The following is an 18,941-nucleotide window of genomic DNA, read 5'->3' on the forward strand; positions in this document are numbered from 1 at the left end:
ACACGCCTTTCGCTACGGAAGGGACCGTGCGAGGGGCGTGCGGATCAGGACAGCAAGCGCGATGCCGACAATTCGACTAAACTGCGCGTCGATTGCGAGCGATCGCCTCGGCCGAGCGGGGGTCGGTGGTATCCGGGTCGTCGATGCGCGCCGCGCTCCCGGCGTGCGCCACGGCGCGTCCCTCCGGATCGAGGACGAGGAGGCCGGCCCGGCCGGTCTCCTCCGCCGAGGGCTCGAGCGCGTCGCTGCGCCAGTCGCTCGGGGCCATGACGACGATCGTGTCGAAGGAGGCGCGTGCCAGCGCCAGGAGGCAGGCCGCCTCTTCGGTCCGCCAGGGGTCGCAGGCGGGATCGACGAGGTAGCGCAGGCGCACGGCGGCGATGAAGCCGTCCTCGTCGAGGGGCAGCACCGGGCTCACGGTGAGCGCCCGGGCGGGCTCGCCGGAAGCTTCCTCGAACAGGTAGGCGTCGGGCGTCGCGTCGACGAGGAGGACGCGCCGCTCGAGATCGGCGAGGGCGACGGCGAGGAGCGGCCCGAGCGAGCGCTCGCCGGCCTCGTCGCCCAGCGCGACGACGCGGTCGATGTCGTGCGCGACGATCGCCTCGGCGGTGCGGGTGAGGAGGGCCTCCAGCGCCTGGGGGGAGAGGCCGGGATCGGATTCATCCTCGGAGGTCTCCGGCTCCTCGGGCTCGGGCTCGGGCTCGGAGCTCTCGGCGTGGAGGAGCGCGCGCTCGTCGGCTTGCGCCTGCTCCGCCGGCACGCCGGATGCGACCGCGGGGCTCGCCGCGGGCGCGCGCGCCTCGGTCGATTCGTCCGCCGGGCGTCGGCGCGTGCCCGCGGGCGCGCTGGCCATGCCGGCGAGGAGGAAGGCGAGGCTGCCGGCGAGCGCGCCGAGGCCCGCGGCCTGGGGCATGGTCGCGGCGGGATAGGCGAGAGCGGTGCCGAGGTGGCGGGGCGCCGAGCGCGCGGCGAGGGGGATCTCCGCCGGCGAGGTCCCGGCGGGCATCGGATCGGAGGGCGCGACACCATCGCCCTCGGACGGAGCCCGCACCGCGCTCGCCGCCTCGATCGCCGCGAGCGCGGCCTGCGCGCGCTCCTGCGTCGCGCGTGCCTGCGCGAGGCCGGTCTCGGCGGCGTCGACGAGCTGGCGTCCCACGAGCTCCCGCCGGCGCGCCACTTCGATATAGGCCGGGTGCCGCGGGCCGAGATCCGCCTCGACGTCGGCGAAGCGCATGTCGATCTCGCGGAAGGCGGAGGCGAGGGCGCCGAGCGGCTCGGGCAGGTCGGGCGCGGAGGCGAGGGCGCGGGCGTCCCCGCGCCCATCGAGCGCCGCGATCGTGATCTCGGCCGAGGCGAGCTCCGCGCGCAGCCGCGCGCTCTCCGTGGAAAAGGACGGAAGCGAGCCCGTCGTCGCCGGCACGGGGGCGGCAGCGTGCGGGTCGAGTGGACCGATGCTCGACGATGCGCTCCCCGAGGCGACGGCGAGGGCGGCGGCGGCGCCCAGAGCCGTCGCCGCGTCCGCGCTCGGGCCCCGCGCCTCGACGAGGAGGAGTCCGGTGCGCGGATCGCCCGCGAGGCGCACGCCTTGCGGCAGCGCGCTCGCCGGGGGAAGCGTCTGCGCGTGGGGCGCGACGAGGTAGGACGCCTGCCAGGGCTCGCCGAGCCACAGGCGCAGGCCCGTATGCGCCGAGACGCCGGCGAGCGCCCCGACGGCGCCGCCCGCGATGGCCAGTACGAACGCCCGTGCGCCCCGCATCCCGATCCCGCTCCCGACCGCGTCATCCGTCGGCAGGGCGCAGTGTGTCGCGCTCCGATTAAGGAACGCTTAAGCATGATTTCGCCCGTTCAGGACGCGTCGCGGACGATCGACGGGGCGGCGGCGCGACGGGCGCCGGGCGCCACCGCTAGCCGGCGCAGGGCCGCGCGCAGCCGTGCGCTGCGCGCGGCCCCGTGGATGACGAGGCCCGCCGGGCCGGCATGGGCGTCCACGATGGCGAGGGGATGTGCGATCGCGCCGAAGCGTGTCTTGTATGCCTCGTCCCCCGCCGCGAGGTCGAGCACGCGGTCGCCGGAGGCGATGCAATGCCCGACGATCTCGTCGAAGAGCGTGTTGCCGAAGGAGAGCGCCTGGTCCGCGTCCGGCGTGATGCCACGCAGCAGGAGGCAGGTCACGCCCCCCGACACGATGCAGTAGTCGACGGCGACGATGCGCTCGCCGTGGCGCAGCGCGTAGATCCGCACGAAGCCGTCCTCGACGCCGCGCCGGGCGACCTCGCGATAGAAGGCGTGGCCGTCCTGGCGCTGGAGCGCGTCGTCGCTCGCGGGAAAGCGCACCGCCCGAAAGGCGAGGAGGCGCTCCAGGGCCGCGTCGACGCCCGCCCGGTCGACGACTTCGAGCGCGAGCGGCGCGATGGCCTCCGCCTGCCGGCGCCGGCGCTTGAGCGCCTGGCGCGTGGAGCGCGAGAGGCTCTCGCGCCATTGCGCATGTGTCCGGGGGAGAGCGATCGCGTGCGCCGCGTGCGGGGCGGGGGAGGTTCGCGCACCGATCAGGTGCGCCACGTCGTCCGCGCCGTCGCGTACGCGGGCGAGGCGCAGGAGCGCCGGCCGGCCGACCGCGCGGGCGATCGCCAGGCGGATACCGGGATCGGCGGCGAGACGGACGATCTCCGCCGGCTCGGCGATGGGGCCGGTATAGTCGCTCACCCCGAAATCGGCGGACTGGACGAGCTCGACGCCGAGACGGCTGCGACGGAAGAGCGGCAGGACGAGCGCGAGGCGCCCCGTCCCGCGCTCCTCCACGACGAGGAAGCGCACGACACCGCCCCGCGAGGCGGGGAAGATGCGGGCGAGCGCCGCGAGCCAGGTCGGGTGGCCGAAGCAGGGCTCCCCCGCTCGGCGGAAGAGGTCGCGGTAGGCCGCGCCGTCGAGATCGATCTCGGAGCGCAGGGCGACGTCGAAAATCTCATGCATGGGCCACGGTCCCCCAGCCACGAAGCGAGAGCGCCGAGCCGTCGATGCATTCGAGGTCGCCGGCGCGATTGAGCGTGTGGAGCCTGCGCCCCGGCCAGGCGGGCCCTGGCGCGATGCGCGCGACGAGGCGCTGCGAGAAGCCCTCCTCGTCGAGGCGCGTGATCGCGGCGAGGCCGAGCGCGCGGCCGTAGCCGCCGGCGCAGTCCTGCACCGGTCGCAGGAGCCCGTGCGGCCCGCGCACGAAGGCGCCTGCGGGACGCGCGGTCTCGGCGTCGATCAGGACCGGCTCCCGCGAGAGCCGCGTCCACGGCCCGAAGAGGTCGGGCGCGTGATGAACGACGAGCATGTCGGAATGGGCGCCGACGCCGTCGTGCTCGGTGGCGAGCATGTACCAGCGCCCGCCCTCCCGAACGAGGGTGGCGTCGCTGAGGCAGGCGCCCTCGACGAGCGTCGCCTCGCGCACCCAGCGGGTGGGATAGGGGTCCGCCCGGTAGAGATGGACCGCGTTCGCGGTGGAGCTCTCAGGGATCATGTAGACCTCGCCCTCGTGCTCCAGGAGGAACGGATAGGAGAGGTGCCAGGGCTCCTCCAGCACGGGGATCGGCAGCCCGCGCGGGCCGCTCTCGTCGATCTCGACGACGGAGACGATGCCCTTGCCCGTGCGGTGGTCGAGATCCTCCACGAAGAGGTGGCGGCGCCCGTCGCGCACGAGCGGGAACGGGTCGGCGTAGAAGCGCGTGCCGGGATCGGGCAGGGTCTGCCAGGCGGGTCCCGACAGGTCGAGGCGCTCGGCGACGCCGGGCCCCTCGACGAGCCGCCAGCCCACGCGCCAATGCGGCGCTTGGCAGGCGGCGTGGTAGAGCGCCCGCGCCACGAGGCTCGCGAGGCGCTTTCCGAGATGGCGCGCCACCAGCGGCGCCCCGAGACGCCGCGCGGGGCCGGCTGCGGCCTTCACGCTGGCGCGGGGGGCGACGGCGAGCGCGTGGAGCATGGTCGCGGTGCGGGCGCTCACGGCCTCGAGCGCCTCCGTCACGCTGCGCGCGGCCTCGATGGACGGGCGTCCGCTCCACAGGACGGCGCCGGATCGCACCTCCACGAGATCGACGCGGGGCGCGTGCCCGGCGAGGAGGCAGGCGGCGAGCTGCTCCTCCCCGGCATGACCGTCGTAGAGCGGTCGCACCAGGAGCGCGTCCGCGGGCACGAGGGCCGCGTCGGGGTCGCGCGCGCAATCCGAGCGCAGGTCGAGGACGAGGCTCGCGGGATGCGTCTCGCGGGCGGGCGCCGATTGCTGCAGCGGCACGAGCACGCTGCCGCGCGGCCTCGCGCGCAGGACCATGCGCTCGAGATCCTGCAGGAGATCGAGCCGCGAGAGCACGCCGGGACGGCGCCCGGCCGGATGCAGCGTCACGGCGAGCCCGGGCTCGCGGGCGAGCGTCTCCGCGAGCCGCCCGATCCAGGAGCGCGTCGCGCCGCGATCGGCGAGGATCGCCAGATGGCGGGTCTCGCCGGCGACGCGCAGCGCGCTGTAATCGTCGGGCTTCATCGCGAATTCCCCCGCTCGGCGGCGAGCGCGTCGTCGGTGGCCTCGACCCGCCCGGCGCCGCGGGGCGGCGCGCGCTCCGCGGCGACGGCCTCGACGAGCGCCGCGTAGGCGTCGGCCATGGCGGAGGCGCAATAGCGCTCGGCCAGCCCGGCGGCGCGCGCGACCCGCGCCGCGACGGCGGGCGTCCGCTCGAGCGCTTCGGCCACGGCGCTCTCGAGCGCGGCTGCGTCGTCGACGTCGACGAAGGCGGCGCAGGGCGCGCCGTCGACGGCGAGCACCTCGCGCAGGATCGGGATGTCGTTGGCGACGACGGGCACCCCCGCCTGCGCCGCCTCGACGCCGGCGAGGCCGAAGGTCTCGATGCGGGTGGGGAAGACGAAGACGTCCAGCGCGCTCAGGAAGTCGCCGATGCGCGCGGGCGGCAGCTCGCCCACGAAGGTCACCCGATCGGCGACGCCCAGCCTGTCGGCGTGCGCGCGCAGGACCGCCTCGTGCGGCCCCGTCCCCGCCAGCGCGAGCCGCCAGTGCTGCCGGCGGGCGAGGAGCCCGATGGCGGCTTCGAGGTTCTTCGACGGATGAAGCCGCGCCACGCAGCCCAGGAGCGGGCCCGCCGGCAGGTCGAGCGCGGCGCGCGCGGCCTGCGCGTCGAGGGTGCGCGCCTTCAGGTCGAAGCCGTGCTCGACGAGGACGAGCCGATCCCGGTAGGACGCCGGGTGCACGCCGTACTCGCTCAGCGTCTGCGCGGAATTGACGACGACCCGGTCGTAGATCCCCAGCGCACCGAGAAGCCGATCCGCCCGCGCCAGCGGGCGCGCGACCTGCCGCAGCGAGGTCGTCTGGTTGGCGATGACGCGCGCGCCCGCGAGCCGCGCGGGCACGGCGCCCAGCACGTTGCCGTAATGCTGGAAGGTCACCACCGTCGCGGGGCGGATCGCGCGCAGCGTCTCGTAGAGACGCACGAGGAGCCGCGCCACGCCGAGCGGGCCCCGCGGCCGCGCCGGCGCGCAGAAGCGCACGTCGCCGAGCCAGGCGCAGTCCGAGGACTTGCGATACAGGAAGACGTGGTGGACCGGATATCCGCGCGCCGCCAGCCGCTCGCCGACGAGGCGCGAGACCTCCTGCGCGCCGGCGTTCTCGGACTGGGTCTGCAGCAGGACGACGGGGGCGAGGCGGTGTCGCATCAGTGTGCTCCGTCCCGGATCTCCACGCGCGAGCGCGCGAAGAGCGAGAAGATCGAGGGATCGAGGCCGACGAGGCGGCGCGCCACCACGACGAGGACGATGGTCGTCGTGGCGATGGTCGCGGCATAGGCGGCCGCCGCGCCCACGGCTCCGAAGGCGAGGGCGCCGATGGCCACGGCGCCGAGGCGCGCCGCGACGGACGCGCCGAGGAGGACGGCGTGCAGCCGCTCGTGACCGGTCAGCACCAGGACGGCGGACGCCGGTCCGCCGAGCGCCACGGCGGCGGTGCCGAGCGAGAGCAGGACGAGCGTCGTGTGATAGACCGCGTAATCCGCGCCGAAGAGCGTCAGCAGATGGCCACCGACCGCCAGGATGCCGGCGAGCCCGATCGCCACGGCGGCCGCGACGGCGACGGCGAGCCGCCGCAGCGTCGCCTGCACCTGCACCGCGCGCCCGGCGAAGAAATCCTTGGCGATGGCGCGCAGCGCGAAGTTGGTGATGCCCCCCGACAGCATGGCGAAGGCGGCGGCGAGCCGTCCGGCGGCGAAGTAGCCCGCGGCCATGGCCGGACCGAGGAGGAGGCCCACGAAGAGGACCTCCAGGAATTGGCTCGTCGCGTCGATGAGGGAGGAGGCCCACATGGAGGCGGAGCGCCGCCGCCAGGCCGGGCCGTCGACGACGCCGCGTGCGCGGCGCACGCTCTCCGGCAGGGCGCGGCGGATGGCGGAGACCTGGAGCGCGACGCTGGCGAAGCCCGCGAGCGCCGCGATCAGGAGGAAGTCCGGCGCCTCGAAGGTGGCGCCCGAGACGGCGAGCAGCGCACAGCCGGCGAGGATGAGCGAGCGCCAGGTCACCTCGCCGTGCCCGTCGCCCGCGCCGATGCCGACGATGGTCCGGCTCGCGGGGATCGAGACGGCGAAGACCGTCAGCGCGAGGACGAACAGGAAGGCGCTCGCCGCGAGATAGGCGCCCTGCCCCGTCATGACGGCGAAGATCGCCGCTCCGAGCCCGATGATCGTACCGGTGACGAGGACGGTGGCGAAGGCGCGAGCGAGGGCGCCGCGAGCCTCGGCGTCGCGGCCGGCGCCGAGATGCTCGTGCCAGCTGCGCGCGATCCAGGTCTCCTGGCCGACCTGCGCCACCACGACGACGAAGCTGAGCCCGTTGAACCAGACGACGAGCGTGCCGAAGCCCGCCTTGTCCATCACGCGCGCAGCCAGCGCGAAGGCGGCCAGCATCAGCACGGCGCCCGCCGCCTTGAAGGCGATGGCGCGCGCGGCGTCGCGCATGGCCCCGTCGAGGAGGCGCGCCAGCAGCATGCCGAGGCGCCCGCCGAGCGCCGGCGCCGGAGGCCGGAGGTCCGGGCCGATCTTCTCGCCGGTCTTCACGGGGCGACCTTTCTCGCGCTGTGCGCGGCGCGGCGCGAGGGCTCCACCGGGCGCACGGCCCGGCCCATGGCCAGCCCGGCGACGAGGAGGACGAGGCCGAAGGCGAGGGGAGAGAACAGGGCTTCCTCCTGGAACACGCCGTTGACGAGGATGGTGAGGATCATCAGAGCCGCCAGCGCGAGAGCGGGATCGCGCCGGTGCGCCGCCGCGCGCCACGCGTGGAGCGCGAGGTGCACGGTGGCCGTGAGCACGACGAGGGCGCCGATCCCCATCTGGTAGAGCAGCACGCCCACCGCGCTCTCGAAGGCGCCCTCGGTGCGCCCGAGGCTCTGCGCGCGGCTCCAGTCGATGCGGGTCATGTCGCCGCTGAGATTGCCGCCGATGCCGAGCCCGCGTCCGATCGGGTTCGCGACGAAGCCGTCGACGCCGCCGAGGAAGCCGATGACGTGGTAGTCGCCGACGCTGAGCCCCACGACGAAGGCCACCCCGGCATAGAGCCCGAGAACGCCGAGATACCCCGCGAGCACGAGTCCCGGCGGCAGGAGCCGCCAGGCGGCGAGGCCGATCAGGCACAGGACGAAGAGGATCATCGCGCCCTTCGAGCCGACGAGGACGAGGACGGGCAACGCGAGGAGCGGCACGATCCGCCTGCCGGCGGCGAAGAGCACGAGGGCGAGGATCGCCACCGCGTAGGCGTAGCTGATCGCGTGGAAGTTCGGGCCAAGCAGGCGGTAGAGGCGGATGTCCGGGAAGAAGGTCGAGTTGAACAGGTTGACCATCATCATGTCGCGGGTATCGCGGATGACGCGGCCGGTCTCGCGCATCTCCTCGACGAGGGCGCCGGAATTGAGCACGTCGGCGAAGGCGAGGCCGACATAGTCGTAGCCGTTCACGAGCGCGAACAGGCTCTCGTGGCCGATCGCCTCCCAATAGCCGTATCCCACCGCGAGCGCGCAGATCAGCGTGAGCGTGCGCGTCGGCTGCAAGGGGCCCGCGAGGGCGACGAGGAAGGCGATCTGGAAGACGAGGAAGGGCGTGAGCGCGTTGCGCAGGTAGATCACCGCGCCCTCGCCCGCGCCCGCGGCGAAGCCCAGTCCGGCATAGGCGAAGATCGCCGCGATGGCGATGGAGGAGGCGAGGAGCGGCCCGCGCGCCGACGGCAGCCGCAGCGCCGGCGTCGGCAGGACGGCCGCGACGACGACGCCCCACGCCACCACCGTCGCCACGAAGGAATAGGCGCGGATCAGCGTGAAGTCCCGCTGCCCGGAGAGCTCGCCGGCCACGAGCGAGACGAAGACGTTCTGGAAGACGAAGACCAGCGCGAGATGCGCCGGCAGCATGCCCGGCGCGAAATTCGCGACGAGCGCCCAGGCGACGGCGCAGATCGCCACCGATAGGACGAAGCTCGCCTGGAAGACGAGGACCGGCACGGCCACGACGAGGAGACCCAGCGCGAGGGTGACGACGGCGCCGGCCCAGGCGGGTGCCGTGGCGGGGCTCGCCGCACGGGCACGCGGCGCGAACGCGCCATGGGCGCTCGCCGGGAAGCCTCCTCTCGTCGACGCGGCGCTCGTCATCCGCTCCTCGTCCTCCCCGTTCGCTCCGCCGCACGCGGGCCCGCCGTCCGCGCGGGCGTGCGACATCGACGTGTCGCTGCGGAAACGAGAGCGAAAGGCATGCCAGCCTACGGTGAGGCCGCGATGCGCGCGAACGCCTTGCACCGCATGGCATCGCGCTTGCGCGTGCGTGGGAGGGTTACGCCTCCGTTAAGCCGGATGTGTCGATTGGAGACGAAATGAAACCGTTTCGGGACGCAGCCGAATTTCTCGACGATCCCTTCCCCGCGGCCGCGCCACGGCTCCCGGCGGGGTGGCTCGACCTGCGCGTCTATCTCGCCCTCGTCCGCCGCCGCGCGCCCGTCGTCGTCGCCACGACCCTCGTCGGCGTCGCGCTCGGCTTCGGCGCCTATCTCCTGAGCCCCGAGCGCTACGCCGCCTCCGCCATCCTGCTGGTGGATCCCCGCCAGCAGAACGTGCTCTCCTCGGAGAGCGTCCTCTCGGGCTTCGGGCAGGACGCGGCGGCGGTGGAGAGCCAGGTCGAGCTCATCACCTCGACGGCCGTGCTCGGCCGCGTGGTGGCCGAGGAGGGCCTCGCGAGCGATCCCGACTTCGTCTCCGCCGGCTTGAGGGGCCGCGTCATGCAGGCGCTCGGGCTCTCCGCACCGGAGGCCTCCTCGCCCGAGCGCGACGCGCAGATCGCGCTCTCCGCCCTCGCGCGGAGCCTGTGGGTGCAGCGCCGGGGCCTGACCTACATCCTGGAGGTGGGCGTCACGACCGGCGACCCGCAGAAATCCGCCCGCCTCGCCAACGCCGTCGCCGAGACCTACCTCGGGGAGCTAGTCGGTGCGCGGGTCGACGCCACCCGCACCGCCAACGACTTCCTCGCCGACCGCATCGACGACCTGCGCGCCAGGCTCGAGATCTCCGAGCAAGCGGTGGCGGATTTCCGTTCCTCCAACGAGATCCTCGACGTCGGCCAGGGCGATACGCTGCTCGATCGCCGTGTGGCGCAGCTCGGCGCCGACCTCGCCGCCGCGCGGGCGCGGGTGATCGAGGCGCAGGCGCGGCGCGACCAGCTCGCCCTCGTCGGCGAGCGACTGGGCGACCTCGGCAGCCTCGGCGAGGCGCTCCAGTCGCCCGTCGTCGCGGAGCTGCGCGTCGAATACGCCGAGCTCGAGCGCAATGCCGCCGAGCTCGAGCTCGTCTACGGCCCGGACCATCCCGCCCTGCGTCAGGCGCAGGCCCGCGCCGACCGGGCCGAGGCGCTCATCCGCAGCGAGATCGGGCGCATCTCGGCGGGCGTCGAGAACGAGCTGGAGACGGCGCTTCGCCGTGAGGCCTCGCTCCAGCGCGACTTCGAGGACCTGCAGGGGCGCTACCGCGACATCGGCTCGGCCAGCGTGCGCCTGCGCGAGCTCGAGCGCGAAGCGGAGGCGAACCGCGCCGTCTACGAGCAGGCACTGCTGCGCCTGCGCGAGACCGGCGAGCAGGAGGACCTGCGCATCGCCGACGCGCGGCTCGTGTCGCCGGCCCTGCCGCCGCTGCGCAAGAGCGCGCCCAAGGGCTCCGTCATGCTCGCCGCCGGCGGCGTCGTGGGGCTCTTCGCCGGGCTCGCCTTCGCCCTCTTCGCGGAGGCGACGCGCCGCGGCTTCCGCACGCCCGACGAGGCGGAGGCCGCGCTCGGCCTCGCCGCTCTGGGTGCGCTGCCCCGCTCCGGCGGCGCTCGCGGGGGACGCAACCGCCGCCGCGGCGCCGAGGCGGCGAGCGACGAGATCACGCGCGCGGCGCTTCGGGGCATCCGCGCGCGCCTGCGCGAGGCCGGGGCGACCCGTGTCGTCGTCACCTCCGTCTCGCCCGGCGAGGGCAAGTCCACCCTCGCGCTCGCCCTCGCGCGCGCCTTCGCGGTGAAGGGACGGCGGACGCTCGCGATCGACGCCGACGGCGAGGGCGCGGGCCTCGGCACCGCGCTCGGGATCGCGGGCGAGAACGGCTTCGCGGACCTGATGCGGGGCAGGGCGACGCTCGGCGAAGTGCTGGTGCGTGGTCGCGACGGCGAGCCCGCCGCCATCCCGGCCGGCTCGCCGGAGGCGCTGGCGACGCTCGCGGACCTGATGGAGGACGCCGATCTCGGCGGCTTCGTCGAGCGGCTCGCCACGGGCTGGGACCAGGTGGTCTTCGACGCGCCCCCGCTCTGCGCCGGCGGCGTCGAGGCCGGCGCGCTCGCCCGCGCGGGCGTGAAGGTCCTCCTCGTGGTCGAGGCGGAGCGGACCGGAGCGGACGACGTCGAGCAGGCCCTCCGGCGTGCGAGCATCCCGCGCTCAGCGATCGTGGGCTTCGTCCTCGCCAAGGCCGCACCCGAGACGGTCCCGGCCTATGCGGGCTCCGCACGCCGGGCGCGCGCGGCCTGATCGGCGCAGGCGGGCCTCAGCCGACGGCGCTGCGACGGACGGGCTCGGCGATGGTCAGGGGCTGGGACGTCTCGTCGATCGCCGCCATGCCGAAGAGACCACCCTGGAGGTAGTCGACGCCCCAGGAGGCGAGCATGTCGGCCGCCTCCTGCGTCTCCACCCATTCCGCGACCGTGGGGATGCCCAGGTGCTGGGCGAGGTCGACGAGGGTGCGCACGAAGAAGCGATCGTCCGGCGAGCGCGAGAGGTTCTGCACGAAGGCGCCGTCGATCTTGACGAGATCGACGGGGAAGTCGCGCAGGTGGCGGAAGGAGGTGTGGCCGGCGCCGAAATCGTCGAGCGCGATGGCGACGCCGAGCGCCTTCATCGCGTCGAGACGTGCGCGGGTGGCCTCGGGGTCCCGCACGGCGACGGTCTCCGTCACCTCGACGATGAGCCCCTCGGCGATGCCCGGATGGGCGCCGAGCGTGCTCGCCAGGATGCCGAGCCAGTCGGGCGTCTCCAGCGTCAGCGGGGAGACGTTGATGGACAGCCGCTCCGTCGGGTTCGCGGCGAGCCGCCGCGCGGAGAGCTCCAGCATGCGCGCGTCGAGGAGCGGCACCAGGCCCGCCCGCTCGACGAGGGGGATGATGTCCCCCGCCCCGACGATGCGGCCTTCCGGCTCGCGGATGCGCGCCAGCGCCTCGTGGAAGGCGGTCGCCCGCGCGCCGCAGGCCTCGACCACCGGCTGGCGGGCGACGACGACGCGACGCTCGTTCAAGGCGGCGACGATGTCGAGCTCGCGCTCGGCCCGCTTCGGCGAGCGGTCGGCGCGCAGCGTGCCGGGACGGTAGACCTGGTAGCCGGCGGCGGTGCGCCGGCTCGCGGTCAGCGCGTCCTCGGCCCGGCGCAGCAGGCCCGAGGCCTCGCTCGCGTGCTCGGGCGCGCAGGCGGCGCCGATGGCGACGCGGATCGTCAGCGGCCCGCGCCGCGTCTCCAGCGGCACGCCTTCGACGCCCGCGCGCAGGCGCTCGGCCGCGATCTCGGCCTGCTCCAGCGGGCAGGAGAGGAGGGCGACGCCGAAGCGGTTCGAGGCGTAGCGGGCGAAGACGTCGCGGCGGCGCATGACCACGACGGCGCGGCGCATGGCCTCCTCGATGGCGCGGTCCGCCACCTCGAAGCCGTGGTCCTCGTTGATGCGGTCGAGCCCCTCGATGGACATGACCAGCAGGGTCATGGGCCGGTTCGCCCGGGCGGCGGAGGCGACCTCCCGCGAGATCTTGGCGAGGAAGCCGTTGCGCGCCACCGGTCCCGATTGCTCGTCGCGTGCGGGCGGGGCGAGGCGCAGGACGCCGTGGGCGAAGGCCGGTCGCCCGTCGCTCCCGGCGTACCAGCGCCCGGTGTCCTCCACCTGCACGCAGCCGTCCGCGTCGGCGCCGTGCGCGCCCCGCGCGGCGGCCGGGAGGCGCAGCAGGTAGGTGGCGCGGTAGGCGACGCCCGCGCCATGGTCGGTCTCGCCCTCGGAGGTGCCGGCGTCGAGCACCGCGTCGTGGCGCGTGCGCCCGCCAACGTCCTCGCAGGCGAGCCCGTAGCCCGCACCGGTGGCGAAGGGCGCCATGTCCGGCAGCCCGAAGACCTCGCGGGCGTTGGCGCTCCAGGTGAGAGCGTCGGTCTCGACGTCCCAGTCGTAGACGACCTCGCCGATGGAGGTGAGCACCGTGCGTGGGTCGAGCGGGCCGCGCGTCGAGCGTCGGGGCTTGTCGAGCTGGCCGGTCTGGGGGCGCGCGCCCTTGGAATGCATGCGGTCCTCGTCCCCGCCCCCCGCCGCGCAGGGCGCCGCGCGACCGATCGCGAGGGGCGTACCGAACCAGGATCGAGGCGGACGGTTAACGAAGCGTGAAGAACGGCCCGCGACTTGCTAGCAATGCGGTGTCGTCCACGACGGAGGTCGCCGCGTTGCATAACGAGACATTAACGCGAGGGGGAGAATGCCGCGCGCTCGTGCCGCTGGAGCCTCGCCTGGCGCCGCCCGCGCTCCGCAGCGGCCGCGCCGACGCGGGCTTTCTCACCCAGCTGATCGCCTGCGAGCGCCGCCTCCCCGCCTATCGCGAGCGCCGGACGGCCGATCCGCAGGACGCCAGCGCGCGCTACCGCGCGACGCTCGCCGCCGCGGCGCGCCCGCTCGTCTGCCGCGAGCTCTGAACGACCTCGGCGCTACGCCTCACGCGGCGGTGCCGGGGGCGACGAGCCCCTCCGCGGCGAGGAGGTCGGGGATGGCCTTGCGAAAGGCGAAGAAGCCGCGCGTCGCGTAGGGCCAGGCGCGCTCGTCCAGGGACCGGCGCAGCCGCAGCAGCACGACCCCCGCATCGGCGAGGGAGGGCCGTGCCCGATGGAGCGCGTCCGCGGCGGGCCCGACGGGCGCGTAGCCGGTCACGAGCGCACCGACCCCGAGGCGGCGGGCGGCGTCGGTCAGCGCCTGCGGCGTCAGCGCCACGCGCTCCGCCGGGACGCCGAGATGCGCGCTCGCCCGCCTCCCCGCGTCGCCGAGCGCACCCTCCGTGAAGGCGAGGACGGGCACGGAGCTCGGCCAGGGCGAGCGCGAGGCGGCCGCGTGCGCGAGCAGGATGGCCTTCGGCCGGATCGCGCCGAGATGCCATTGCTCGGGCGTGAGATCCTCCTCGGTGAGGAGGAGCGCCGCGTCCACGGCCCGGGGCGCGTCCGCGGCGGGGATGCCCGCCGCCGGGGGAGGCGGCGCGTCGACGAGCGGCTCGGCGCTCCCCGAGAGCCCGTCGGGCGAGAAGCGTCCCAGCGTGTAGCGGGAGATGTTGTCGCGCCGCGCGAGATAGGTCTTGCCCTGCGTCTGCAGCCCCGCGGTCCAGCGCCAGGAAAGAGTGTTCGAGGCCGGGTCGCCGTCGAGCAGGTGGCGGTGGAAGAAGTCCGCCCCCAGCGCCCAGGGCAGGCGCAGGGTGAAGATCCAGATGGAGGAGAACCACATCCGCGCGTGATTGTGCAGGTAGCCGGTCTCCACCAGCTCCCGCGCCCAATCGTCGTAGCCCTCGATGCCGGTGCGGCCCTCCACCGCCTCCTCGAAGCGCCGGCGCAGCGAGAGGTCGGCCTCGAGCGCGCGCATGTCCTGGGCGAGCCGCGCGTCGTAGCGGTTCCGGACGGCGGGGCGCTGCTCGAGCCAGCCCTTCCAATAGGTGCGCCAGAGCACCTCCTGCACGAACTTCTCCGCGTCCTCCAGGGAATGCGCCGCGAGGGTCGCGGCGAGCACCTCCCGCTCGGAGACGAGGCGATGGCGGATGTAGGGGGAGAGCGTCGACACGTTGTCGCGGTTCTGCGGACCGCGATCCTCGTTGCGGCTCGCCGCGTAGGCGCTCCCAGCGAGCGGCACGAAGCGGGCGAGGCGCGCGAGCCCCTCCTCGCGCGTCGGCGGCGCGTGCGTCGAGGCGTGCGGCACGCGTGGTGCGGGGGCGGTCTCGAACACGGACTCGGGCCTGGGCATGGCGGATCTCCTCGATGCGGGCGACGCGTCTCGGAAGATCCAGGATAGGGCACCAAGGCCCCGCACCGGCGCGCGGCGGATCGCCGCTCTCGCCTCAGCCGCGGCCGACGAAGGGCATCTTGGTCGCCATCACCGTCATGAACAGGACGTTGGCGTCGAGCGGCAGGCTCGCCATGTGCGCCACCGCGCGCGCGGCGTGGGCGACGTCCATGGTGGGCTGCGGCGGCGGGGCGCCGGGCTCGGCGGCGCGCGCGGCGTTGATGCCGCGGATCATCTCCGTCTCGGCGTTGCCGATGTCGATCTGGCCCACCGCGATGTCGTGCGGGCGCCCATCGAGCGCGAGCGACTTCGTGAGCCCCGTGATCGCGTGCTTCGTCGCCGTATAGGGCGCGGAGCCCGGCCGCGGCGTATGGGCCGAGATCGAGCCGTTGTTGATGATGCGCCCGCCGCTGGGGTCCTGGCGCTTCATCTGGATGTAGGCGGCTCGCGCGCACAGGAAGGCGCCGGTGAGGTTCACGTCGACGGAGCGCTTCCAGTCCGCCACCGAGAGCGCGTCCACCTCCGCGCCCTTGGTGAACAGGCCGGCATTGTTGAACAGGAGGTCGACGCGGCCGAAGCGCTCCACCGCGCGGGCGAAGAGCGCGTCGACCTGCGCCTCGTCGGCGACGTCGGTGGGCACGCACAGCGCCTCGCGACCGAGATCGCGGATCCGTGCGGCGGCCTCCTCCAGCGGCTCGGGCCGGCGCCCGGCGAGCACGAGATCGAAGCCCGTGCGCGCGAGCTCGAGAGCCGACGCGAGCCCGATCCCCGACCCGGCCCCCGTCACCACCGCGATCCTCGCCATGTCCGTGCCCTCCCGTTGCGTCTCGTCTCCTGGAGAGGCGAGCCTAGCGAGGGCGTGCCCGGAGAGCCAGCGCCCGCCGCGCGCAGGCGGGGTGCACGCGGGAGCACGGGCATAGGCATGCGCCAGCGAGACAAGCTTGACGATACGAGCATGATTGTCGAGAGTTGCCGCATGGTGCTCGCAACGCGCTTCGATTGGGATGATGCCAAGGCCGCCAGCAACGAAGTCAAGCACGGCATCTCCTTCGACGTCGCGTCCGAGGTCTTTCTCGACCCGCGTCGTCTGGATCTGCCGGACGATCGCTTCGCGTACGGCGAACCGCGCCGGATCTGCTTCGGGCGCGTTAGAGGTGTCGTGCTGGCTGTGGTATACACGATACGAGCCGACGCCGTGCGCATCATCTCGGCGCGAAAGGCAAGCCAAAAGGAGAGGCGCCTCCATGGCGATCGTCCGCAAGACGCTCGATGAGATCCGCGCGCAGGCGGCGCGCGACGATCCGGCCGTGCGCGCCGGCCTCGAGGCGATCGGCGAGGAGGCGATCGCCGCCGGTGCCGCGTACGACCCGGACAACCCGCTCCTGTCGGACGCGATGCTGGATCGGCTGGAGGCGCTCTCGCTCCTCAGGCGAGCCCAGGAGCGCACCGGCGCGAACGTTCGCGAGCTGGCGCAGCGCTACGGGATCGATCCAGACCGGCTGGAGGTCGTGGCAGCCGGGCGGGGCGATCCCGATCCGACGCTGACGGCCTATCTGCGCGTCATTGCGTCGGACCCGCAGACGGTCGCGCGTCTCCTGCACGAGGGTGCCTGACCACGGGCGGCGTCGCCCTCGCGCGTCCCGCCCACACGCGTCCGGCAGGCCTCCCCCTTGCCCCCGCGCGTTCCTTTCGCCACAAGGCTGCCGACGCAACGAAAACCGGACGGCACGCCATGGCGACGCACAAGCTCCTGCTCCTCCCCGGCGACGGGATCGGCCCCGAGGTGATGGGGGAGGTCGAGAAGATCGTCTCCTGGCTGTCGAAGGAGGGCGTCGCCTCCTTCGAGACCGAGCGCGATCTCGTCGGCGGCGCGGCCTACGACACGCACGGCAAGTCGATCTCGGACGAGACCATGCGCCTCGCCGACGCGGCGGACGCCGTGCTGTTCGGGGCGGTGGGCGGCGCGAAATGGGCGAGCGTGCCCTACGAGCACCGCCCGGAGGCGGGCCTCCTGCGGCTGCGCAAGGATCTCGGCCTGTTCGCCAACCTGCGCCCGGCGATCTGCTACCCGGCGCTCGCGAGCGCGTCCTCGCTCAAGCCCGAGCTGGTCGAGGGCCTCGACATCGTCATCGTGCGCGAGCTCACGGGCGGCGTCTATTTCGGCGAGCCCAAGGAGATCGTCACGCTCGAGAACGGCGAGAAGCGCGCCGTCGACACGCAGCTCTACACGACGGGCGAGATCGACCGCATCGCGCGCGTGGCCTTCGACCTCGCGCGCAAGCGCCGCAACAAGGTCTCCTCCGCCGAGAAGCACAACGTCATGAAGTCGGGCGTGCTGTGGAAGGAGGTCGTCACCCGCGTCCACGCGCAGGACTTCTCCGACGTGACGCTCGAGCACGTGCTCGCCGACAATTGCGCCATGCAGCTCGTGCGCTACCCCAAGCAATACGACGTCATCGTCTGCGACAATCTCTTCGGCGACATCCTCTCCGACGTCGCAGCGATGCTGACGGGCTCGCTCGGCATGCTGCCCTCCGCCTCGCTCGGCGCCGAGGATCCGCAGACCGGCAAGCGCAAGGCGCTCTACGAGCCGGTGCACGGCTCGGCCCCGGACATCGCCGGGCGCGGGCTCGCCAACCCCATCGCCATGATCGGCTCGCTGGCCATGTGCCTGCGCTATTCCTTCGGCCTCATCGAGGCGGCGGATCGGCTGGAGGCGGCGATCACCGAGGCGCTCGCGTCGGGCTCGCGCACCAAGGACATCGCAAGCGAGGGCGCCAACGCCGTCTCCACCTCGGAGATGGGCGACGCCATCGTCGCCGCGCTCGGCCGGGGCTGACGCAGCGGGGACCGGCCCTGGGGCGGAGCGCGGCGCGGGCATCCGTGCCGCCTCCGCCGCCATCGGAGCGGATGTTCCCTTTTCGGTCGCGTCGTGCTAGGAACGAAGCATGACCATGGCCGCGACAGCCCTGCGCCCGGACGGGCGGCAATCGCCGAGCGCGCTCGCGATCCAGCGGGGCGTGCGCCGGCTCTTCGCCGCGCACGACTGCGTGACGCTCTGCGAGTTCACCCTGCGCTCCGGCCGCCGGGCGGACGTCATCGCGCTCTCGCGCGACGGCAGCGTCTCCATCGTCGAGATCAAGTCGAGCGTGCGCGACTTCCGGGCGGACCGGAAATGGCCGGATTACCGCGAGTTCTGCGACCGCCTCTATTTCGCGGTCGATGCGGCCACGCCGCTGGACATCCTGCCCATCGAGGCGGGGCTGATCCTGGCCGACGGCTTCGGCGCCGAGATCCTGCGCGAGCCGCCGCACCATCCCCTCGCCCCGGCCAGGCGCAAGGCGCTGACGCTGCGCTTCGCCCGCGCCGCCGCCGCGGGGCTGCACGCAGCCCACGATCCGGACGCCCGCGCCTATCTCGGCGGCTTCTCGGAGATCTGAGAGTCTTCCTGCCGGAGCGCGGCGCGCAGGGCGCGCAGGTCGCGCCAGGCGAGGCGCTTCTGCAGGGGCTGGCGCAGGAGGTAGGCCGGGTGCAGCATCGGCAGCGCTCGGATCGTCCGCCGCCCGGTGTCGTAGTCGAGCCAGCGCCCCCGCGCCTTGGTGATCCCCTCGCGCACGCCCAGCAGGTGTTGCGTCGCCGGCGCGCCCATGCACACCAGGATGTCGGGATCGGCGAGCGCGATCTGCCGACGCGTGAAGGGCAGGCAGGCGGCGACCTCCTGTGGGGTCGGCGTGCGGTTGCCCGGCGGGCGCCAGGGCACGACGTTGGCGATGTAGACGTCCTCGCGCACGAGCCCGATCGCCGCGAGCATGCGGTCGAGGAGCTGGCCGGCGCGCCCGACGAAGGGCTTGCCGGTGCGGTCCTCGTCGGCGCCGGGCGCCTCGCCGACGATCATCACGCGCGCACCGGGCGTCCCGTCCACGAAGACGAGGCTGCGGGCCGACGCCTTGAGCGCGCAGCCCTCGAAGGCCGCGAGCGCGGCTTCGAGCGCCGCGAGATCCTGCGCCGCCTCCGCGGCGATCCGCGCGCTCGCCGCAGCCTGATCGGGGTCGAGCGCGCCGGGCGAGACCGCCGGGCGCGCGGGCGGCGGTGAGGCCGGCTGCGATCGCGGCGGCGCCTCGCGTCGTGCCGCCGGCTCCGGCGCCGGCCGGACGGCGCGCGCCTCCTCGCGCCGCGCCGCCTCCTCCGCGAAGCGATCGTGCGGCGTCTCGTCGAGCGCGCAATCGACGCCCGCGGCGACGTCGAGATCGAGGAGGGCGATCAGGACCTCGCGCAGGCGCTCGTCGTCGCGGAGATCCTCGTCGTCGAAAGCGGCCATGCTCCATCCCTAAGCCATCGCAGCGCCCGTGGCGAGGTGCCGATGCACTGC

Annotated in this window: 16 protein-coding genes; 6 read left to right on the forward strand and 10 right to left on the reverse strand. The window is 74.1% G+C overall.

Annotation, left to right across the window (positions count from 1 at the left end):
• Positions 1-76: 76 nt before the first annotated feature.
• From IEX89_RS10420 to IEX89_RS10445, 6 genes are all read right to left on the reverse strand, one after another.
• Entirely contained in the window at positions 77-1,756 is a 1,680-nt protein-coding gene (locus IEX89_RS10420; protein ID WP_188912482.1) for a hypothetical protein, read from the reverse strand.
• A gap of 89 nt (positions 1,757-1,845) precedes the next feature.
• Positions 1,846-2,970: a GNAT family N-acetyltransferase gene (locus IEX89_RS10425; protein WP_188912485.1), complete on the reverse strand. Its 1,125-nt coding sequence runs from the start codon at positions 2,968-2,970 to the stop codon at positions 1,846-1,848.
• Positions 2,963-4,513, reverse strand: a complete 1,551-nt coding sequence (locus IEX89_RS10430) for a glucosamine inositolphosphorylceramide transferase family protein (protein WP_188912487.1) — start codon at positions 4,511-4,513, stop codon at positions 2,963-2,965. Before IEX89_RS10430 ends, IEX89_RS10425 begins: the two co-directional genes overlap by 8 nt.
• Positions 4,510-5,694, reverse strand: a complete 1,185-nt coding sequence (locus tag IEX89_RS10435) for a glycosyltransferase family 4 protein (RefSeq protein ID WP_188912489.1) — start codon at positions 5,692-5,694, stop codon at positions 4,510-4,512. Before IEX89_RS10435 ends, IEX89_RS10430 begins: the two co-directional genes overlap by 4 nt.
• Positions 5,694-7,082, reverse strand: coding sequence for a lipopolysaccharide biosynthesis protein (locus IEX89_RS10440; protein WP_188912490.1), 1,389 nt, complete (start codon positions 7,080-7,082; stop codon positions 5,694-5,696). The genes IEX89_RS10435 and IEX89_RS10440 overlap by 1 nt, the downstream gene beginning before the upstream one ends.
• Positions 7,079-8,659 carry a hypothetical protein gene (locus IEX89_RS10445; protein ID WP_188912492.1) on the reverse strand — a complete coding sequence of 527 codons (1,581 nt, stop codon included), beginning with the start codon at positions 8,657-8,659 and terminating at the stop codon, positions 7,079-7,081. The genes IEX89_RS10440 and IEX89_RS10445 overlap by 4 nt, the downstream gene beginning before the upstream one ends.
• Before the next feature lie 218 nt (positions 8,660-8,877).
• Here IEX89_RS10445 and IEX89_RS10450 point away from each other — a divergent pair, with 218 nt between their 5' ends.
• A complete protein-coding gene (locus IEX89_RS10450) occupies positions 8,878-11,049 on the forward strand; it encodes a GumC family protein (RefSeq protein WP_188912494.1) in 2,172 nt (723 codons plus the stop codon).
• A 16-nt stretch (positions 11,050-11,065) separates the two neighbouring features.
• On the opposite strand, the gene IEX89_RS10455 is transcribed toward IEX89_RS10450, so the two are convergent.
• The gene (locus IEX89_RS10455) at positions 11,066-12,829 is read right to left on the reverse strand and encodes a bifunctional diguanylate cyclase/phosphodiesterase (RefSeq protein ID WP_188912497.1); all 1,764 of its coding nucleotides are present in this window, start codon (positions 12,827-12,829) and stop codon (positions 11,066-11,068) included.
• A 200-nt stretch (positions 12,830-13,029) separates the two neighbouring features.
• On the opposite strand from IEX89_RS10455, the gene IEX89_RS10460 reads away from it, so the two are divergent.
• A complete protein-coding gene (locus tag IEX89_RS10460; RefSeq protein WP_188912499.1) occupies positions 13,030-13,230 on the forward strand; it encodes a hypothetical protein in 201 nt (66 codons plus the stop codon).
• A gap of 19 nt (positions 13,231-13,249) precedes the next feature.
• Here the strand turns inward: IEX89_RS10460 and IEX89_RS10465 are convergent, their stop codons facing one another.
• Both IEX89_RS10465 and IEX89_RS10470 read right to left on the reverse strand, forming a co-directional pair.
• Entirely contained in the window at positions 13,250-14,533 is a 1,284-nt protein-coding gene (locus IEX89_RS10465; protein WP_188912501.1) for an FAD-binding domain-containing protein, read from the reverse strand.
• 94 nt (positions 14,534-14,627) lie between these two features.
• Positions 14,628-15,377: an SDR family oxidoreductase gene (locus IEX89_RS10470; RefSeq protein WP_188912503.1), complete on the reverse strand. Its 750-nt coding sequence runs from the start codon at positions 15,375-15,377 to the stop codon at positions 14,628-14,630.
• A 117-nt stretch (positions 15,378-15,494) separates the two neighbouring features.
• On the opposite strand from IEX89_RS10470, the gene IEX89_RS10475 reads away from it, so the two are divergent.
• From IEX89_RS10475 to IEX89_RS10490, 4 genes are all read left to right on the forward strand, one after another.
• On the forward strand, positions 15,495-15,845 hold the full coding sequence (locus IEX89_RS10475; protein WP_244645272.1) for a BrnT family toxin: 351 nt from the start codon (positions 15,495-15,497) through the stop codon (positions 15,843-15,845).
• Positions 15,817-16,185 (forward strand): hypothetical protein, encoded by a 369-nt coding sequence (locus IEX89_RS10480; RefSeq protein WP_188912505.1) that lies wholly within the window; start codon positions 15,817-15,819, stop codon positions 16,183-16,185. The genes IEX89_RS10475 and IEX89_RS10480 overlap by 29 nt, the downstream gene beginning before the upstream one ends.
• Positions 16,186-16,304: 119 nt before the next feature.
• A complete protein-coding gene (gene leuB / locus IEX89_RS10485; protein WP_188912507.1) occupies positions 16,305-17,411 on the forward strand; it encodes a 3-isopropylmalate dehydrogenase in 1,107 nt (368 codons plus the stop codon).
• A 115-nt stretch (positions 17,412-17,526) separates the two neighbouring features.
• Positions 17,527-18,012 (forward strand): MmcB family DNA repair protein, encoded by a 486-nt coding sequence (locus IEX89_RS10490; RefSeq protein WP_188912509.1) that lies wholly within the window; start codon positions 17,527-17,529, stop codon positions 18,010-18,012.
• Here IEX89_RS10490 and IEX89_RS10495 read toward each other — a convergent pair.
• Positions 17,985-18,890, reverse strand: coding sequence for a uracil-DNA glycosylase (locus IEX89_RS10495; RefSeq protein WP_188912511.1), 906 nt, complete (start codon positions 18,888-18,890; stop codon positions 17,985-17,987). The two genes, IEX89_RS10490 and IEX89_RS10495, sit on opposite strands and share 28 nt — an antisense overlap.
• Between the last annotated feature and the right edge of the window lie 51 nt (positions 18,891-18,941).

The sequence above is a fragment of the Salinarimonas ramus genome (genome assembly GCF_014645695.1).
Taxonomy (GTDB): domain Bacteria; phylum Pseudomonadota; class Alphaproteobacteria; order Rhizobiales; family Beijerinckiaceae; genus Salinarimonas; species Salinarimonas ramus.